Genomic DNA, 17,215 nt, shown 5'->3' on the forward strand with positions numbered 1-17,215 from the left:
AGTTACAGAATAAGTGATGCAGGGCTGTTGGCAAGGGGTTTACCAGCAAAAACAAGGGAGGTGAGGCGCTGTCGGTCATTTCTGCCCGCGGAGTGCCGGGGTGCGTCCGGACCGAGGGCTCCGCTCCCCGCGCTCCGCTGCTGATGGCGTGTGAGTTGACGACGAGCGTGTGAAAGGACGTGGTGGGTGATGACGCTGGCGTTCGATCCGTTCTTCCGTGATCTCAACCGGTTGACCGCCGAGGTGTTCGGCAGCGCCCGCGCACCGCAGACCATGGCCATGGACGCCTACCGGGCCGGGGACAACTACGTGGTCGAGTTCGACCTGCCCGGCATCGACCCCGAGTCGCTGGAAGTCAGCGCGGAGAACAACACCCTCACCGTGCGCGCCCAGCGCCGCGGGCGGCCGAGTGGCGAGGGCGATGCCGAGGTCAGCTACCTGACCGCCGAACGCCCCCGAGGCACCTTCTCCCGCCAGCTCTCGCTGGGTGGCGGCCTGGATGTGGACAACATCAGCGCCGACTACACCGACGGGGTGCTCACCGTGACCCTGCCGGTGGCCGAGCGGGCCAAGCCCCGGCGCATCGAAGTCGGTCACGGGAGCGGCCGCAAGATCATCGAAGGCACCACCCACTGATCACCCGGTGTCCAGGCCCGCGACAGTGCGGGCCTGGACGCCCATTCCCGCACATCATGTGAGGTGGAGATGACCGATCATCCCCCGACCGACCGGGCCGCCACCGCCTTCGACGACGACGACTACCCCGCCTACACGATGGGCCGAGCCGCCGACATGCTCGGCGTCACGCCGGAGTTCCTCCGCAGCCTCGACGCCACCGGCCTGCTGTCCCCCGACCGCTCCACTGGCGGGCACCGCCGCTACAGCCGCACCCAACTCACCCTCGCCGCCCGCGTCCGCGAACTCCTCGACGCCGGCCACACTGTCCTGACCGCAGCCTGCCGCATCGCCGAACTCGAACGCGACCTCGCCGCCGCCCACACCCGCCTCACCGAACTCGAACACGACGGGACCCGATAACGACGTTCAGCCCGGCCTGTATCCCACCAGGTTTCGCCCCGGCAGGTCGCCTGCCGCGCCCTGCTCACCGAGGTGCGTCAGTGCCGAGTGACGGGGTATCTCCAGGGGCCGTGACATTCAGCCCGGCCGCTCGGCGTGTGGTCAGCGGCCGCGTTCGCGGCAAACCGCCGTGTAGACGTCGTCGCGGGGGTGCTGCTGGGGACCACGAGGATCACCAGCTGACCGTCGTCGACCTCGTCGCAGAAACCCAGAACACCGGGGCTGGCGGGACTTCGCCGAAGTCATCAGCGAGCTCGGGTGATCCGGCCAGGCGTGATCACGTTGACTGAGCGCATCGCCATGGTCCGGCAGAAGGCGGTGGCCGTCGCCGCAGCCACGGTCGCTACCACTGCGAGAGAGGGATCGTCAGGGTGGCGTCGGACCATTGAGGTCTCGGGCTTCCTGCAGTTCGTCTTCCAGGGTGACGATGCGGCAGGCGGCGTCGAGACCGGTGCCCTGGTCGACGAGTTCCCGGACGCGGGCGGCCAGGCGCAACTGGGAGCGGGAGTAGCGGCGGTGCCCACCGGAGGAGCGCTGCGGCTCGATCAGTTGTGCCTCGTCCAGGCTGCGCAGGAACGCCGGGGTGGTGCCGAGCATCTCGGCGGCGCGGCCCATGGTGTAGGCGGGGTAGTGCTCGTCATCGAACTTCTCGTCCGCGGTCTGCGGGTCGTGGGTTTCTGGGGTCATCGGCGCCTCCGCATCAAGAGGGGCCCCGGTGCCATGGCACCGGGGCCCCAGGGTTGTGGGTTCCACTTCCATCAGCCGACCGTGAGATCGGCCTCCTGTGTCCGCGTGCTCCGCACTAGAGGCGGAGACTGCGGGGATCGCGTTCGCGTAACCGAAGACCACCTTCCAATCCGATGGGACTGCGGCACCCGCCCGGCGCAACTCAGCCGGAGGCAGGCGATCCGATGGCGTGCAACCCTTCCCTTCTCCTCTGTTTCCTGACTTACCTATCCTCACGCGACTGTCGGCTCCGGCCTCTTGCACATGCCGGTCACGCCTTGCCGACTGTCCTTGGTCGCCTACCGGAGCCCCTTCCACTGATCGGCCCCGGCAGACCTGACCGTCTTGCGCTTGCTCACGGGTAGTTCGTCATCTCCCGTGCCACCTGACGTTCTCTCTCTTGCGACGAGCAGAAGATTACACACACTCAGCGGGGAATGTCTACTCCGGCGATCATAGATTTCATCGATCAGGTGAGGAAACTCCGCTCACCTGCGGGTTTCCGTCATGCTCACCCCCTGCGGCTCGGGACAGGGGGAGGACGTGCACGCCTCCGCGCGGCAGGGCTAGGTGCTCGTGCGCCGCCGGGCATGGTGGTGCAGCGACGTAGCCGCCACCCACGACTGGCCGGCCCGAGTTCTCCCAGGGATGGCCACGACGAAGCACTGGGTTAGCTCTGGGGGTCATTACCGGTGTCGTCGCCTGCTCGATCGAGTATGGCCAGGACCGGGAGTGCTTCTTGTGTGAACTTCTCGCCGACGGGAGTGAGCCTGATGCCGTCAGGGCCAGGTGCGGTCTCCAGGAGCGGGACACCGACGTCGCGTTCGAGGTGGCTGACTTGCGCGGCGAGGATGGCCTTTCTGATGCCGAGATGTCTGGCGGCACGGTTGAGGTCGGGGTGTCCGGGAATCGCCAGCAGCCGTGTGATGCGTTGTTCGGCCCCGCGGGACGCGAAGACAGTCCAGATGGTGGCCGAGAATGCGTCGGGTCCGCCGTGGTCGGCGAGGACGTGCTGGTGCGCGGCGACACCTCGGCGGATCGCGAGTCCGAGCTTGCGGGCGTGCCGGGCGAGATCCGATGCCGGGATGCCGAGTTCGGTTGCGATGTCGGTGAAGGAACGTTGGTTGTCTTCGTATTGCTCGCGCAGCCAGGCCGGGTCGAGTCCGCGGAGCGTTTCACGTGGCGCTCGTGGGCCGATTCCGCTGCCGACCATGAGCTTGCTGATCCGTTGGTGGCTGCAACCGATGAGTCGCGCGATCTGGCCGGGCCGGAGTCCCTGGTCGATATAGCCGCGCAGCTCATGCTCGCTGAGTAGGGCTGTGCCGTGCCTTTCGGTGACCGGCTCGGGGCTGCGCCCATGCTGCCGTCGTCGAGTCCAGAGTTGCGGATGGCGGGTAGCGGTCAGGTGAATGTGTTCGGACGTGGTGTGCAGGCGGGTGGCGATCTCGCTGCGGGGCAGCCCTGCCCTGGCAAGGGCCCAGAGTTGTTCGGGGCGAACGTCGTCAGGGTGTGGACCTGGCCAGGCGATGGTGCCGACCCGGTCGAACGGAGGTTCCCAGGTCACGGGTTCCTCGATGCGTAAGCGTCGCAACAGGGTCTGCGCTTGCTGGTGCAGATGTGCGGATAGCTGCGAGGGAAGGCTGAAAACGAACGCGGTGTAGTCAACGCCGTCGAGTGCTGGGGACAGCGTCAGCGGCTCGCGGAACAGGTAGGGGTGGCTGCCGGTGAGCAGCTCGATCAGGTGCAGCTGCGCGAAGCGTTCCTGGCGCTCGGAGGTGCGGTAGCGGATGTGTTTGCAGGCGGCCCGCCAGGCTGTGCGGTCCAGCGCGGCGGCCGAAATGCGCCGCCATCGGCGGCGGCGCCCGTAGTCGATGGGTGCGGGCTCCTCGTCGAGAGTGCGGGCGAGTTGACCGAGCGCGGCGAGCACGGGCTCCCAGGCGCCGCTGTGGCGGAGTTTCTTGGTGAAACCGGAGCAGACGACGTTGCTGGCCGAGGGCAGACCCAGCAGGTCCCGAACGGCGGTGTAGTCGAGGTCTCCGAGTCCGGCGATCTGCAGCAGCATACTCAGCGCTTGACGGTAGGACAGCGGGTCGAACCGGCCCTGGGGATTGAGACGCAGTGCCCATCCTCTCCAGAACAGGCTGGGGACGCTGGCCGCTCGCGTTGTGCTGTTCCCGGAGCGCGGGCGGCGCGGTGTGCTGGTCGCGATGCCGTAGCGAAGCTGGAAGGCGGAGCCCAGGTGCGGGCCGATGCGTTTGAGCAGCGCGCCCTGAAGTTCGGGGCTCGCGGTGTCCCACTGAGCAAGCAACCGGGAGAGGTGGGCTTTGGAACCGCCTGCGGTGGCGTGCGCGAGCCAGTCGGTGATCACCGGGTCCGGTGCGCTCGGTCCAGTGGCGAGCATGAGGTGCGCTGCGGTCGTGCCGAAAGCGACATGAGCGACCCGATCGTGGTATCGGTGATCAGGAAAGCCGTCGGGAGCGAGCAGGCTGTGTGTGATCGCTGTGATGGGTTCGGGTGGCGCGGTCGAGGTGCGTAATGCCGCCAGCGCTGCGCGCGCAGCGGCGTGCAGATCATCGAGGACCTGCTGTAACGGTGCCAGATCGGCGCCGGTGTGCCGCGCGGCCAGCAACGCGGTGATCGTGGCGTTGATCTGGTGCTGGGCGCGCAGCACGGGCTCCTCAGGGGCCAGGGGGACTATGTCCGCCTCTGCCAAGGGGAAGGTGCAGACGGGTGCTCCACCACGCGACGAGTCGAACCCGAAATCCCCAGGATCGGGCGAGCCGGGTGGTGGCGTCGTGCGGGTCCAGACGTGGCGACGTTCGCAGGCCGGGCAGATTTCCCGCAGCAGTAGGTGATGGTGGGTGCAGGCAAAGCTCCAGGCCAGCCGCCAGGACAGCATCCACCGATTTCCGTTGCCGGCCAGGCAGCGGGGGCAAAACCGCGATCCGGTCAGTTCACGCCACCATCGTGTGCGGCCGCCCCCTCGCGCGGACCGGTCGGGGACCAGACCGGTTCCGACGTAACGGTCCAGAGTCATGGCCGCCAGGGTTCCGGCGGAGGCTCCGGTGACCATGCTCAACGCCGCGAGCTCATCAGTGCCGAGGTGGTGCACCCACGGTTTGCGGCCTCGCAGCGTTTTCCACCGCGTAGCCACCCCCGCAGACCGAACGAGGTCGAAGATGCTGGTGTGCAAGCGTTCCGCGAAAGCTTCCAGCCAGCTGTCCAGCGCTTCACCCGGCAGCGGCGCCAACCGGATCGGCAACGTGCGAGCAGGCCTCATCGAGCACCACGAGCCTGTGGGGCGCGAGTCGTGAGACGGCGCGCCTGGATCGCGGCATTCAGTTCACGACGAGCGGTTTCCGCAGCAGCATCATTTTTCACACCGTCCAGCAGGTCCTGGTCGAGCCGCTCGACACCGGTGCGGACGGCCCGCTGGCACCCCCGGTTGATCAACGTCATCAAGGAGCCGATGTGACCGGTGCTGCGGGCGAACAGGTAATCCGACAGGTTCTCGGCGAGCATGCCCGGGTGCACGTTGGCCAGAACGAGGCGTTGTTCCAGCGCCAGCAGCATCTGCCGCCATTCCCACCGGCCGGTGTCGGAGTCGACGGTGAACGGACGCATGTCCAAAGGCGTGGTCCGGCGCCCGGTCTGGGCCAGCACCGCGTCGGTGCAGGAGGAACCTTCGGAGAACAGGCCGCGGTCGGCGAGCCCGACACCGATGAACAACAGCGTCACCGGGAACTCGTTGGCGATGTATTTGAAGTGGTTGCTGACCTCCACACCGCTTTTCGCCCGCCAGCGCAGAAAATGTAGGTCATCGACGATCAGCAGCCGCACGTAGCAGGAGAGCATGCAGTCCAGGGCACGATGAGCGAACTGCGCAGCGGTGCCACGACTGGTCCCGGGGTGAGCGAAAAACTCCAACATGGCCCGGTTGAAATCCTTCATCCCGGTGTTGCCAGTCAGCCCGACCCGGCAGACCGGCCAGCGCTCATGCCCATCGGGTGTCCACTCACCGTCCTCGGTGATCTCGCGGAGATGGAACTGCCTGGCGAACGCCAGGACCGCGGTGGTCTTGCCCAGACCAGGGAACGCATCGATGGCGATCGCGCCTTTGGCCTTGTCACCGTCCTGGGCATTGCTGTCGACGATGTCCCACAAGTCCTCATGCAGTTCGGCCAGCTGCGGAGTCCTCAGCGGACCGACGTTGGCGTGCCAGACTCGCCGTTGCTTGTCATAGTCCGCACGTGCCTCCTCCCGAAGGGCGCGGATCTGCTTGAGTGTCAGCGCATCCGGCCGCTGCCGGGCTGGGGCGTGCACGAACCGGTGCCAGCCTTCCTTGCGGGCCAGGGTGAGGTTGTCCAGGCCCGACTGGGTTTCCGGGGCCGCTTCCGCTGGTGATGCGGTCACACATCCTCCAGGGCATCGGCGTAGAAGTCATCGAGTTCGTCGTCGGTGTCGCCATCACCCATCTCCGGCCCCCGCTCAGCATCCTGATCATCGGAGGCACTGGTCTCGGCGGGATGCAGGACTCGGGCGACCGATGGCAACTCCGCGATGTCGGGTTCTCCGGCCTGTTCGGGCAGGTCGATAGCGGCGCGCTCCCGGGAAAGCCGCAGTGCCATCCGTCGCTCGACCAGGCTCCGGTCCAGGCCGAGGTTCCAGCGTTCCAGCAGATCAGCGACCGCGATCTTGTCGTCGGGATAGGTGTATTTCTCTGCCGCCAGACGCCGGGCGAACCGCAGCGCTTCATCGCTGAGCGGCATGTCCAGCGCGGGGGCGTGCTCCCACCACAGGGTGTGCCAGGTGCGGGCCTGTGGGTCGCGGAAGTAGACGCGGGTGATGTCGTCTGGGTCGACCTGGACTGGCCACCGGCCCCGAGCCTTTCCCGTGTAGGGGCTGGTGGCGTTTTCGTATTTCTTCAGTACCGCGTCACGGGCGTTGTAGCGGCGGCCGTCGATCTCCACCCCGTAGTGCTGGATCGTGCGCCACCTGGTGTGGAGGAACTCGTAGGCCAGATCCGGATCCCGTGGGGCTTCGATATAGCCAGCGCGGGCCAGGCCGTGCTCGAACATCATCGCTGGTGACAACCGCAGCTTCGGCAGGTGCGGCTCCACCAAGCCGTCATGAGGCCGGTGGTGATAGACCGCGATCCACTCCCGGATGATCGCTTCCAGCTCGTCGAGGAAGAAGAACGCCTCCGATTCCGGGTCCAGGCCGCGGGAGTGAACATCCGGGCCCTTATAGCCGGGCAGCGCCTGCAGCAGGTCTTCCCGCAGGGTGCGGAAAAACCGCTCCACCGGCCCCTTATCGCGGCCGGTGCGCAGGCGGGCCGGCTGGATCGAAATCCCCATCCGCCGGCAGACGCTGGTCACGTGCTCGGAAACATAGACCTTGCCGTGATCGACCACGATCGTCTCCGGCACCACCGCCGGCCCCGCCGCACCCGGTCCCCGCTGCTCCGCCAGCGCGAAAGCGGCGGTGTCGACCAGAACGCTGCGGGGAATACCGTGCTCGGGCCAGACCGCATGCTCAGGCCACCCAGGGGCGGCAGGCCGCGGCCGATAGCACTGATAGAGCACTGAGGAGACGTCCACCGCTTTCGTCGACACCGGCGTAATCCGCAGCCCGGTGATGCAACGGGTGTACCAGTCCATCGCGACCGTCAGCTCAGCCTGAACCCACCGCAACGTCACCGGATCCAGCGCGAACACATCCAGCCGCGTGGTATCCATCAACAAATACTCACCCGGCCTCGTCGGCCGCAGCTTCCCATAAGCCCCATCAGGCCGGTCGGCGATGTCCCGGTTCCGCTTCGTACTCAACCGGAACGTCGGATGCCGCTTCTCCAACTCCTCCAGCACCCGAAACGCCGTCGCCCGCGACGGCAACTTCACCACTCCCTCACCGAACCGGGCCACCACCCGCGCGTTCGTCCGGTCAATCACCATCGTCCGAGACGGCTTCGACTCCGCGGTGTGCTCGACCATCACCTCCAACGCGACCTCGACCCACCGCTCATCAGTCCGCCTGGAAGGGCGGACCGACGGCCTCCTTCTGGGTGCCAGTCCGGCTTCGCCGTCGTTCCGGAAATCCGACACCCATTGCTTGATCGTGCGTAGGCCGACCCCCAACTCCACCGCTTTTGCGTTATACCGGCTGGTCAAAGGCAAGCGCGGGTCGAACTGCTTCCGAGGCTCCCCGGCTTCTACGATGTCACTGCTTCCCGAGCGGTAACCCGTGAGGACTTCTCGGATATGTGCGGCGCGCACCCGGACCTGGTGCATCTCAGTCTCGGTAAGCTCAGCGAGCACGACGCTGGCGATCTCAACGGAGCCGTCAGAAGAAGGCCCCGGCCCGTCAGGGATCACTCTTACCTGGCCGGAGGTCAAGAGCTTTCTGAGCGCTACCCGCGAAATCCGGCCGTCGCCGCTGTTTTTTAGGACTACATCGTTGCCGGCGGTAGTGGTCAGCATCTCCACAACCTCGACCACTTCGCCGTCATAGACAAAGCGCGTCCCCACCCCAACACGGACAGAGGCGCTGTTCACGCCAACCTCCTCAGCATGGTGGCGTGGTTCAACGGCACGGTGAGATCGAACGTGAAGTGCTGTGTCCAGAGCAAATGCAGCAGGGCTGACCGCACCAACGGCCGCGGGTAACCCGGTGCAGCTTTCAGCGCTTCTCCCAACGGAAGACCGTCCAGATCCGCCACGCCTAACTCGCCCAGCAAACCAGTTTCGAACAGCCAGTCGCGGCGGTAGCCGGCCAGGAAGCGCACGTTCTCCAACTCGACGCGTGGTGGCTCGCTGCACACCTGGTACCACCACCCTTTCGACTCGACCACCCGTTTCGTCCAGGCGAACGTGAACGCATTCTCCGGCCGGGCAACCCGGTGACCAGGCTTGACATCAACCACGATGGGAACGGCGTCAGTGCACAGCAAGAAGTCTGGAACGTGCTTGCGTTCGCGCCCGGACACCGTGGCCCTCAACAGAAACGGCTGAGCAACAATGTGATGCACTGACGCGTCAAAATCCGCGAGCAGAAGTCGCGCCAACTCCAGTCGCGACTCATAAATGACGTGATCTTTCACCGTCGCCGACCAGTACGCGCCCGAGTAATGTTTTTGCCCTCGCCGCCAACGGAATGTCCGCCACGGTACGATCCTGTTCAACCCACCAGCATCGATATCGTCCCACGAGATAACGACTTCAGGCTCCTTGACGGACCACCGAAAGGCGACAGACACCGTCCCTTTACTCGGTTGCCCTAGCGGCAACGTCTCCACGACGTCACCAACCACCTGATCTGAAGCCACAACCGACCATCGGCAGCCGCATTGCCGACCATAAGCAAGACGTCGATGCTCCACACGAACGGCCCAGTCTCATACCCTGCCGCACAAGTGCAGCCAAGATGCAGTCGCCGATGAGAAAGTGCAGCAGGAAATGAGACCCTACATCGGCGACCCATATTCCTCATCGTATGCCCACTCATGCACCCGTTCATCTACTTCCTAATCAGGAAGCTCCACCGTGTCGGCTTGTCGCTGGTCACAGCACCACGGCCCCTACCTCACCCTCCCCAGCCTCGGTACCCCACGGGAACCTGTTGACGACTAGAGAAAAGAGCAACAGGTAACCCCCGAAATGCGAAAAAAATAAACCACACTGAAGCATCATTCGACTCCCCTGCATCGCAGGGCCAAAGTCAAGCCGAGAAAACGCCCGCGAAGCGATGGCGCCATAGACAGCTCGAAGCGTCGATCAACCAGACAGCCCGGACAATGTGAGCCCATTCGTCGCCAGGTCAGCCCTTCCCCCGCCAGCTTGTCAATACCCCGAAAGAGTTGCCGCACATTCCCGTTCAATCCCCCTCGGGGCAGTTGCAGCAACTATGCATACCTGCGCCAGCTCACCATCTTCGGTCGCGTCTACCCGCGCGACCTTAAGGCGAAAACATCTCACATATCCCCATACCAACCGCATTGAACCCGCCCGTTCAACCAGTCAGATCACAAAACAATAACGAGAGACGGCTCCAAGTTGCACGGTGTCCTATTTAGATGTGTAATAGACATATCAGAAGGACAAGCTAGGGAGTTGGCGAAGACCAGGGCACGGCGTCCCTGCGAGTCAATTAACACTGCAAAGTTCCTGAATGACATAACGACTGCATCGCGCAGTCATGCGGCCCGAACGGGCCGTGCGATAACAGAGCAACTAACCCACGTTCCTGGCGTGGTCCGCGTTTGTGAGTGCTAGATGTGCTTGCGCCACTCGTCCACGAGTGGAATGCCGCCACTAAGCGCACAAGCCAGCGCCAGCTAGCCAGGTCCGATAAGAGGTCATTGGACGCGCAGAGCGTCCGCCGCGTGAGCGGGACAGATTAATGGGGTTAGTTGACGTGCCTAGTTCTGGCACGGAAAAGCGTGGCCGGTGTGGATACCGAGATCACGTGATATAGCACCGCACCCGTGGGGATACCTAGGCGAGCGTGACGAACGCGACGACCCTAGCGACAACGTCGTGATCCGAAGGATGACAGGAATGCAGCGGGGGCGGAAAGCACCGGCCTAGTGACAGTAGGCCAACGCACATCGCAACAGGTGTGCCGCATGGCCGAAAAGCAAAACGGACAGTACTCCGTACGCAAGCCAATTGACCATGCGGCACACCTTAACTGATGGCGCGGCTCAAAAGTGTTAAGAGCCCCCCAAATGAGACACGAGTAGCCAACCAAAGGAAAGGGTCCGCGAAACTTTCGCAGAAACCCTCCCCTACATGGCTAATGCCGCATCTTGCGGGTGTACGGGTTCACGCCCCGTTCGTGCCACTGCGCGCGTCGAAAAATAAGCGTCGCGCACGCAAAGGCGAGCCCTGACAGGGAATTCCGGTCCCTGCCAGGGCTCTTGACATACCAGAGAGGTAGCTCTGTTATGCCCGCCACCATTATAGATGACCAGATCGAGTGCGAACAATGTGGTGATCAGGTCTCGGAAACGTGCTTGGTGGATAGCTACACCATGTGCACGGTTTGCGCCGACGATTACCCGATTTGCGAGCACTGCGATCGACGTTCCGAAGATACCTTCGAGACAGTGGACGGCGGCAATATCTGCGCCCACTGCGCCCGCATGATCTACATGCTGTGCGATCACTGCAATCTATTCGCTCGCGACCTTCGATACACCGCCGACGGAACCGAAGTATGCGATTCCTGCGCGGACGACTTCTGGGATTGCGAGGGCTGCGGAGACCTGACACGCTTCGCATCCCTCTGCGAGGAATGCGAAGCGGACGATAACAATAGCTCCGACCTGATCGAACGCTACTCGTACAAACCCGTGCCGAGGTTTCACGGTCCCGGTCCGGTCTTTCTCGGACTAGAACTGGAACTCAACACCCCGAGCGGCGAGAAGCGGGACTGCGCCGAAATGGCACTGCGCCACTTGGGCAGCCTAGGATACCTCAAAGAGGATTGTTCCATAGATTGCGGATTTGAAATTGTGACACATCCAATGTCCTATGACTGGGCAATGGATCACTTTCCCTGGGGAATGCTCTCTGATCTCGCAGACGATGGAGCCGATGGCTTCGAAAACGGCATGCATATCCATATCAGTCGCGATGCTTTTGATTCACCGTCCCACGTTTACCGGTGGATGAAGTTTCTGCACAGAAACGCGAAACAAGTAACAATTCTTGCGCGCCGCACCTCGGAGCAGTGGGCAGCATTTTACGAGTCAGATCGAAGGCACATTAAGGACTATGCCAAGGGGTTCAAAGGTGATCGATACCGCGCGATCAACACGCAAAATGATCACACGTTCGAGCTCCGTGTTTTTGCCAGCACGGTGGAGTCGCGTGAAGTGAAGGCAGCTCTGGGGTTGTCGGCGGCATCGGTGGAATATTCGCGAACACTCCGTGTCTCGGATGTCGTCCACCGTGGTGGGTGGACGTGGTGGGCTTTCGTGTCGTGGCTCCGCGAACACCCCGAGTATGCGCCGCTTTCGCGCGAGCTTGAGGAGCTGGCATGTGCCTCCTGACTTACTACCCGCCGGGCGTGGCACCGCAAACGGACGCACTTTTGAACGGCGCGCATCTCAACAACGATGGCCACGGTTTTGCAACTGTGACAGGCAATCAAATCGTGGTCCGGCGCAGCATGAACCCCGAAAAACTGGTGGAATCCTTCGAACGCATGCGCAAGAAGAATCTTGACGGTCCCGCGTTGTTTCACAGTCGCCTCAGCACTCACGGATCTATCGGCGTTCAGAATTGCCACCCGTTTTACATGGGAGGCGATCGACGTACTGTCGTTGCCCATAACGGCATCCTGCCAAAAGAGGTACACCCCCGACGGGGAGACAATAGATCAGACACTCGCGTTGCCGCAGAGGACTTTCTGCCGAAAAGCTCGTTCGGGTCATTCGCCACTCGAGCGGGACGACGCCGCCTGACTCAATGGCTGGGCAGAGGAAACAAGCTGGCTATCTTGACAGTCGATCCAAACTATCGAAAAAATTCTTACCTCTTGAATGAAGAGTGCGGAATCTGGGACGACGGCGTCTGGTATTCAAACCTCGGCTATCTCGAGCCATTGCATGATTTCAGCGACGGGTGTCCACTTTGCGAGTCTGCCGCAGAGATGGTTGACATCTACGGGTTCTGTGAGATTTGCGGCTGCTGCGTGGACTGCGAAGAGTACGTGGAGTCGTGCTGCTGCTATGTGCCTGCCATGCAGGCCCGTGGGTAGAGATTTCCAGAAAGGCGCGGACCGTGCAATTTGGGCGCTGGGCAGTCCTGCGGGTTTGTCCGGCTCCTTCTACCACAGAGAAGTCCTTCGAAAGCCGGAAAGGCATGACAGCGATGAAGGTAGACGCCTTCGAAAGTTGCAAACAGCGCGCGAAGGAGTTGGGCCAACAGCACGGCAGGGCACAGGCGGTGTGGCTGGTGGATATGAACGCAAGCGCTGAGTCGGCGCGGCGGGCGCTCCAGATGTACGAGGACGATATCCCAGATTTCTTCGATGTCTTCGATCCCCCACGTTCCGTTGTCCGGCGAGTTCGCCGACGACTACAGCACCGCAGAATTGTTCGAGGAGTGCGGATACTACAGATCCGGCCTCCACCAGAGCGACGTTGTGGCGGCTGTCGAGGCCGAAGCGGAGTTGGCCGACGCCTACGAGTTCGAGTACTTCGGTGCCTGCACTGACGAGGTGGTGCGGTTGCTGGGCATTCTGGCGGAGGTGTGAGAGCCCTGGGGTCATTAAGAAATCCGCAGCGGGTCACCGGTGGCGATAAGGCCGGAAGCCGCAGAAAGAAGGAGCAATGTCTGAGTATCCGCGCTACCGGTGGGAGGGCAACTCCCACGTTCCCGACGACCTTCCGGAAGAAGGCAACCGCTGCAAATACTGCGGACTTTCCATCACTTGGATCGGCCCAGGACGGTACGACTGGGAGCTTGCCGACGAGGTACCGGAGACGAACCGACCGGCCGTGACTCACAACAAAGTCGCGGCGCCGACAGGCCTGAGGAGCCGAGGACGACGCCTGGAGGCGGAGGGAACAGCATGACCGAACCAAACACGCGCCTCGTCTACGGCTCCAGCCTAGAGCCAGGGCACACGATGTGGGTGAACAACCGGCACGGCTGGGGTGTCGTGCGCAACGCCGCGACATCGGCCGACGACCGGGGTCGGCGGGTCTTTGAGGTTCAGTGTGCAGACGGTGAGGCCCGTACCTTCCGGTGTTCCGACCGAGGAATGGTCAAAGTACAGCGGCCGGGACCGGTGACACGTCGCTTGGCGGAGGCCGTGCTGGCCGAAATCAAGAAGGCCTGGCGATCGAGCATGCCGAAGGACGGACCGACCCTCCGGGACTACACGCATGGAGAGGTCAGCTTGCCAGGCTCCTGGTCGATCGACTGGGAGGATGGCGATGCCCCCTATAACTGGCCGTGGCTGTTCACCGAACGCCAGCACGCCGAACGGACCGTGCCCCTCGGGGTGCACCTCGAGGCGATCAGCGGCGTGGTCCTCGGGATCTACCCGAATGAGACGACATGAGCACTCGCTGCCCCAAGCTGCCAGCAATACACCCGCTCGCTGGGGCCAGTCCGGTTTCTTGGCTCCGCGAAACCGAAAGGAACGGCCGACATGGCAGACGCGACGCACCGAGTGACTGACGCGGACGGCAGGGAGATCCAGGCCGGCGACCAGGTGACGAGTTTCCGCGGGGAGACCGCGACCTTCGTCCGTGTCACGCGAGGCACGGAGTACAACGGCACGGCGAAGGTCTCCGTGCGCTGGCCGGACGGATTCGAGCACGACTACTACGACAGAGTGTTCAACCTGACGGTGTCGACGATCAAGGACCAACCGCTGACAGCAGGAGTACCCGGAGAAATCCGACTAGCTGGCGAGGACATCGTCAACACGGACATCGACCGCAGCAAAGGCTCGGGATCGGCTCGCCATTGCGAGCCCCGTCAAGAAGGTTCGTCACAGTGAGCAATGGGGGGCACGGCCTCCCCTGCGGCCTGTGAAACTCGGCGATTGCATGGACAGCGCTGCTGACGTCGTCGCTGTGAAGCCACCAACGGAACCTGCCCCAGAACGATCGCCACCACCAACTCCAGGCCTGCCGGAGGGCACTGCGACAAATAAGCGCAGCGCCCGGCGAGCACTTCCCGAACATATGAATCCGCAAGACATGAAGGTTCCCGGCAACTGGTGGCCTGACATCCGGTCTTGATCGCTTTTCTGCACACCAGTGATCCTCGTGGCAACGGAGTTACTAGGCCACTGACTGCCGATCCCACTGCACCGACCGAGAAGCCCTGGGGCCACTTCTTTCGATGTTCGGCCCCTTCGACAAGGAAGCCCACGAAAGTGAAGCCCTGCACAGGAACACAGCAATGACCGGCACAACTATTCCCCCGATCCCGGTGTGGCTAGCACATCTACCGACCGTCGGCGGCTTGGTGGTCCCGTGGATCACCCCTCGTACTGCAGACGGCCGATACCTCTTCGGGTCCGTAGACCGGACTCGCATGAGAGATGCCCTTCGGTGCGGATGGTGCGGAGTGTGTGGCCAACAGCTAGGCGACCGCCTCGTACTGCTGATGCGACTGTCCGATCTGCCGCGCCAGTGCACCAACGAACCGGCTCTGCATCCCCAGTGCGCCGCATACACCATCACGGCTTGTCCAATGGTCGGTGGACGTCTCACTCACTACCGGGCAACCCTGCCGCAGCTCGACTCGACCATGATGCCGGCACCAGACGCAACGGCGCGCCATGGCGCACCAGCCGAGCCGTGGTTCGCCGTATGGCTAACCACGTACCAAGTCGTCACCAATCACGGCCACCTCATGGCGTCCTACGCCGACAACCGACCCCTACGGATCAAGCCGATCACATGGCGGCTTTTCGGACTCTTCTGACGCAGCGTCCCACCTCGCTGAGTTGACCACACCGCCACAACTCTAGGGCGACGACACCTCTAGGACATCCCAGCTCTCGTCACATCTACTGCGTTCGCCGGTGGACACGATCTGCTCGCATGGGTTCGGACCCAGCCGCCACTCACCGACGCGTCACACCCTCACCCCGCTTGCGCGTCCAGTTTCGCTGGCTCCGTCTGAAGATCTGCACACCACTGGCTCGCAATCTTTCGCCACGCCGGGGATCGCATTTTGCAGGTTGGTGAGGACAGCGAGCCGCGTGTAGCAACGCAGCATCCAACACACCGCGCTACGAGGAAAACGTATCTCATCGGAGAAATCACATTGAGCAGCAATGAGTTTGACTGGATCCGCATCAGGCACAGGAGATGACTGCAATGGATGAGCTGATCAGGATCAGCGCCTACGCCCAGGATGGACAGCTAGTCCAGTCCTTCTTTGTCAACGGAATCGAGATCTTTCCGCGCAGGGATATCCAGGTCACCCCGGATGACCAGCTGCTGCGCCACGGCGCAGACGGATATCGACGGAAGATGCAGGACGTGATGCGTGAGCTGCCGCTCTCGGCCGCGATCAGGCTCGGCCGATGGACAGAAGAAACGATCGAGCTGGGAGGCGTCCGTGGTGGGTTCTGAAGATCGTTCGCTGCTGGCGTGGGCCGACGAACCGGTCGACGGCGCGCCGATGTCCGCGGTGAAGGCGATTCTTGCGCGGCCAACCGACTTGCACCCGCGACTGCGGCCCGACGACCCCAAGAACGTGCAGCACGACAACACGCTGCGTGCGCAGTGGGCAGCGCACGCACTAGCTGCCCGAATTGAGCAGGTGCATGGGTCGGATGACCAACCGCTCGAGACCGTTGTTGAGGATCTGGTGGCCGATCTATGGCACTTCTGCGACGCATTCGGCATCAACTTCGAAGAGATCATCGAGAAGGGAGCGGAGCGACACGCAGACGAAGCAGCCGGCGAAATATGAGCGCCCAGTGTTTAGGTGCTAGCCCGGAACCAGCTAGCAACCGAGATGTCGCCCAAATCTCGGGAGCTCGGTGCTGCAGGAGGCGCCCGTATTTCCTGCCAATGCTGGCATCCCTGGAAGGAGCGAGTGTGACAGCAACCCGCTGATTCCACGCCACACGACAATACCCCGGAGGGAACGATGCCGAAGTACACTGTCACCGGTCTACGTAACCAGACCACGAAAGCCGTGTGTCAACGGCGGCCGAATGTGGATCCGGCTGCGGCGGCTGAAAACGGACCCACCCCCTTGGTTGTTGATGTTTAGTCGTTGGTCTTGGTGGCTGTGGGGACGCGACCGAGGTCTTCTCGGTCTTTGAGTCGGTAGCTGTCTCCTTTCAGTGAGATGACTTCGGCGTGGTGGACGAGGCGGTCGATCATGGCTGCGGCGACGACGTCGTCACCGAAGACCTCGCCCCAGCGGCCGAACGGCTTGTTGCTGGTGACGATCAGGCTGGCTCTCTCGTAGCGGGAAGAGACCAGTTGGAAGAACAAGTTCGCGGCCTCGGCTTCGAAGGGGATGTAGCCGACCTCGTCGATGATCAGCAGCGGGATCCGGCCGAGTTTGACCAGTTCCTGTTGGAGTCGGCCGGCGTGGCTTGCCTCGGCAAGGCGGGCGACCCATTGAGCTGCGGTGGCGAAGGAGACCCGGTGTCCGGCCTGGCAGGCGCGGATGCCCAGCCCGATCGACAGGTGGATCTTGCCGGTGCCGGGAGGCCCGAGGAACACTACGTTTTCTTTTCCTGCAATGAAATCCAGTGTCCCGAGATGCGTGATCGTGTCGCGTTTCAGGGAACGCTGGTGGTCGAAATCGAACTCCTCCAAGGACTTCCTGCTCGGGAACCGGGCGGTGCGGATACGTCCCTCACCGCCGTGGGACTCGCGAGCGGCGACCTCGCGTTGCAGGCAAGCGGCCAGGAA

15 protein-coding genes are annotated in these 17,215 nt (G+C 63.2%); 9 read left to right on the top strand and 6 right to left on the bottom strand.

All coding sequences use genetic code 11. From position 1 onward, the window contains the following. Positions 1-189 precede the first annotated feature (189 nt). Both BLW84_RS20715 and BLW84_RS20720 read left to right on the top strand, forming a co-directional pair. A complete protein-coding gene (locus BLW84_RS20715; RefSeq protein ID WP_093267629.1) occupies positions 190-636 on the top strand; it encodes an Hsp20/alpha crystallin family protein in 447 nt (148 codons plus the stop codon). 69 nt (positions 637-705) lie between these two features. Next, positions 706-1,038: a helix-turn-helix domain-containing protein gene (locus BLW84_RS20720; protein ID WP_093267630.1), complete on the top strand. Its 333-nt coding sequence runs from the start codon at positions 706-708 to the stop codon at positions 1,036-1,038. Between the two features lie 405 nt (positions 1,039-1,443). On the opposite strand, the gene BLW84_RS20725 is transcribed toward BLW84_RS20720, so the two are convergent. From BLW84_RS20725 to BLW84_RS20745, 5 genes are all read right to left on the bottom strand, one after another. Then, the gene (locus BLW84_RS20725; RefSeq protein ID WP_093267631.1) at positions 1,444-1,764 is read right to left on the bottom strand and encodes a helix-turn-helix domain-containing protein; all 321 of its coding nucleotides are present in this window, start codon (positions 1,762-1,764) and stop codon (positions 1,444-1,446) included. Between the two features lie 709 nt (positions 1,765-2,473). Continuing rightward, positions 2,474-5,065 (bottom strand): TniQ family protein, encoded by a 2,592-nt coding sequence (locus tag BLW84_RS20730; protein ID WP_177226598.1) that lies wholly within the window; start codon positions 5,063-5,065, stop codon positions 2,474-2,476. 14 nt (positions 5,066-5,079) lie between these two features. Continuing rightward, a complete protein-coding gene (locus tag BLW84_RS20735; protein WP_093267634.1) occupies positions 5,080-6,216 on the bottom strand; it encodes an ATP-binding protein in 1,137 nt (378 codons plus the stop codon). Continuing rightward, complete coding sequence (locus tag BLW84_RS20740) at positions 6,213-8,357, bottom strand: helix-turn-helix domain-containing protein (protein ID WP_093267636.1); 2,145 nt, start codon at positions 8,355-8,357, stop codon at positions 6,213-6,215. The genes BLW84_RS20735 and BLW84_RS20740 overlap by 4 nt, the downstream gene beginning before the upstream one ends. Then, on the bottom strand, positions 8,354-9,097 hold the full coding sequence (locus BLW84_RS20745) for a TnsA-like heteromeric transposase endonuclease subunit (RefSeq protein WP_218157391.1): 744 nt from the start codon (positions 9,095-9,097) through the stop codon (positions 8,354-8,356). The genes BLW84_RS20740 and BLW84_RS20745 overlap by 4 nt, the downstream gene beginning before the upstream one ends. Before the next feature lie 1,650 nt (positions 9,098-10,747). On the opposite strand from BLW84_RS20745, the gene BLW84_RS20750 reads away from it, so the two are divergent. The 7 genes from BLW84_RS20750 (at position 10,748) to BLW84_RS20780 (ending at position 16,256) form a co-directional block, all read left to right on the top strand. Next, on the top strand, positions 10,748-11,857 hold the full coding sequence (locus BLW84_RS20750) for a hypothetical protein (RefSeq protein WP_218157392.1): 1,110 nt from the start codon (positions 10,748-10,750) through the stop codon (positions 11,855-11,857). Next, entirely contained in the window at positions 11,845-12,567 is a 723-nt protein-coding gene (locus BLW84_RS46360; RefSeq protein WP_143061035.1) for a class II glutamine amidotransferase, read from the top strand. The genes BLW84_RS20750 and BLW84_RS46360 overlap by 13 nt, the downstream gene beginning before the upstream one ends. Positions 12,568-12,840: 273 nt before the next feature. After that, the gene (locus tag BLW84_RS20755; RefSeq protein ID WP_093267639.1) at positions 12,841-13,065 is read left to right on the top strand and encodes a hypothetical protein; all 225 of its coding nucleotides are present in this window, start codon (positions 12,841-12,843) and stop codon (positions 13,063-13,065) included. A gap of 318 nt (positions 13,066-13,383) precedes the next feature. Next, the gene (locus BLW84_RS46365) at positions 13,384-13,878 is read left to right on the top strand and encodes a hypothetical protein (RefSeq protein WP_143061036.1); all 495 of its coding nucleotides are present in this window, start codon (positions 13,384-13,386) and stop codon (positions 13,876-13,878) included. Between the two features lie 90 nt (positions 13,879-13,968). After that, complete coding sequence (locus tag BLW84_RS20765) at positions 13,969-14,322, top strand: hypothetical protein (protein WP_093267643.1); 354 nt, start codon at positions 13,969-13,971, stop codon at positions 14,320-14,322. 1,333 nt (positions 14,323-15,655) lie between these two features. Continuing rightward, positions 15,656-15,913 carry a hypothetical protein gene (locus BLW84_RS20775; RefSeq protein WP_093267647.1) on the top strand — a complete coding sequence of 86 codons (258 nt, stop codon included), beginning with the start codon at positions 15,656-15,658 and terminating at the stop codon, positions 15,911-15,913. Then, positions 15,903-16,256, top strand: coding sequence for a hypothetical protein (locus tag BLW84_RS20780; protein WP_143061037.1), 354 nt, complete (start codon positions 15,903-15,905; stop codon positions 16,254-16,256). Before BLW84_RS20775 ends, BLW84_RS20780 begins: the two co-directional genes overlap by 11 nt. 302 nt (positions 16,257-16,558) lie before the next feature. Here the strand turns inward: BLW84_RS20780 and istB are convergent. Beyond that, the coding region (istB, locus tag BLW84_RS20785) for an IS21-like element helper ATPase IstB (protein ID WP_093267681.1) at positions 16,559-17,215 on the bottom strand (657 nt) is incomplete at its 5' end.

This window comes from Saccharopolyspora shandongensis (assembly GCF_900106995.1).
GTDB lineage: Bacteria > Actinomycetota > Actinomycetes > Mycobacteriales > Pseudonocardiaceae > Saccharopolyspora > Saccharopolyspora shandongensis.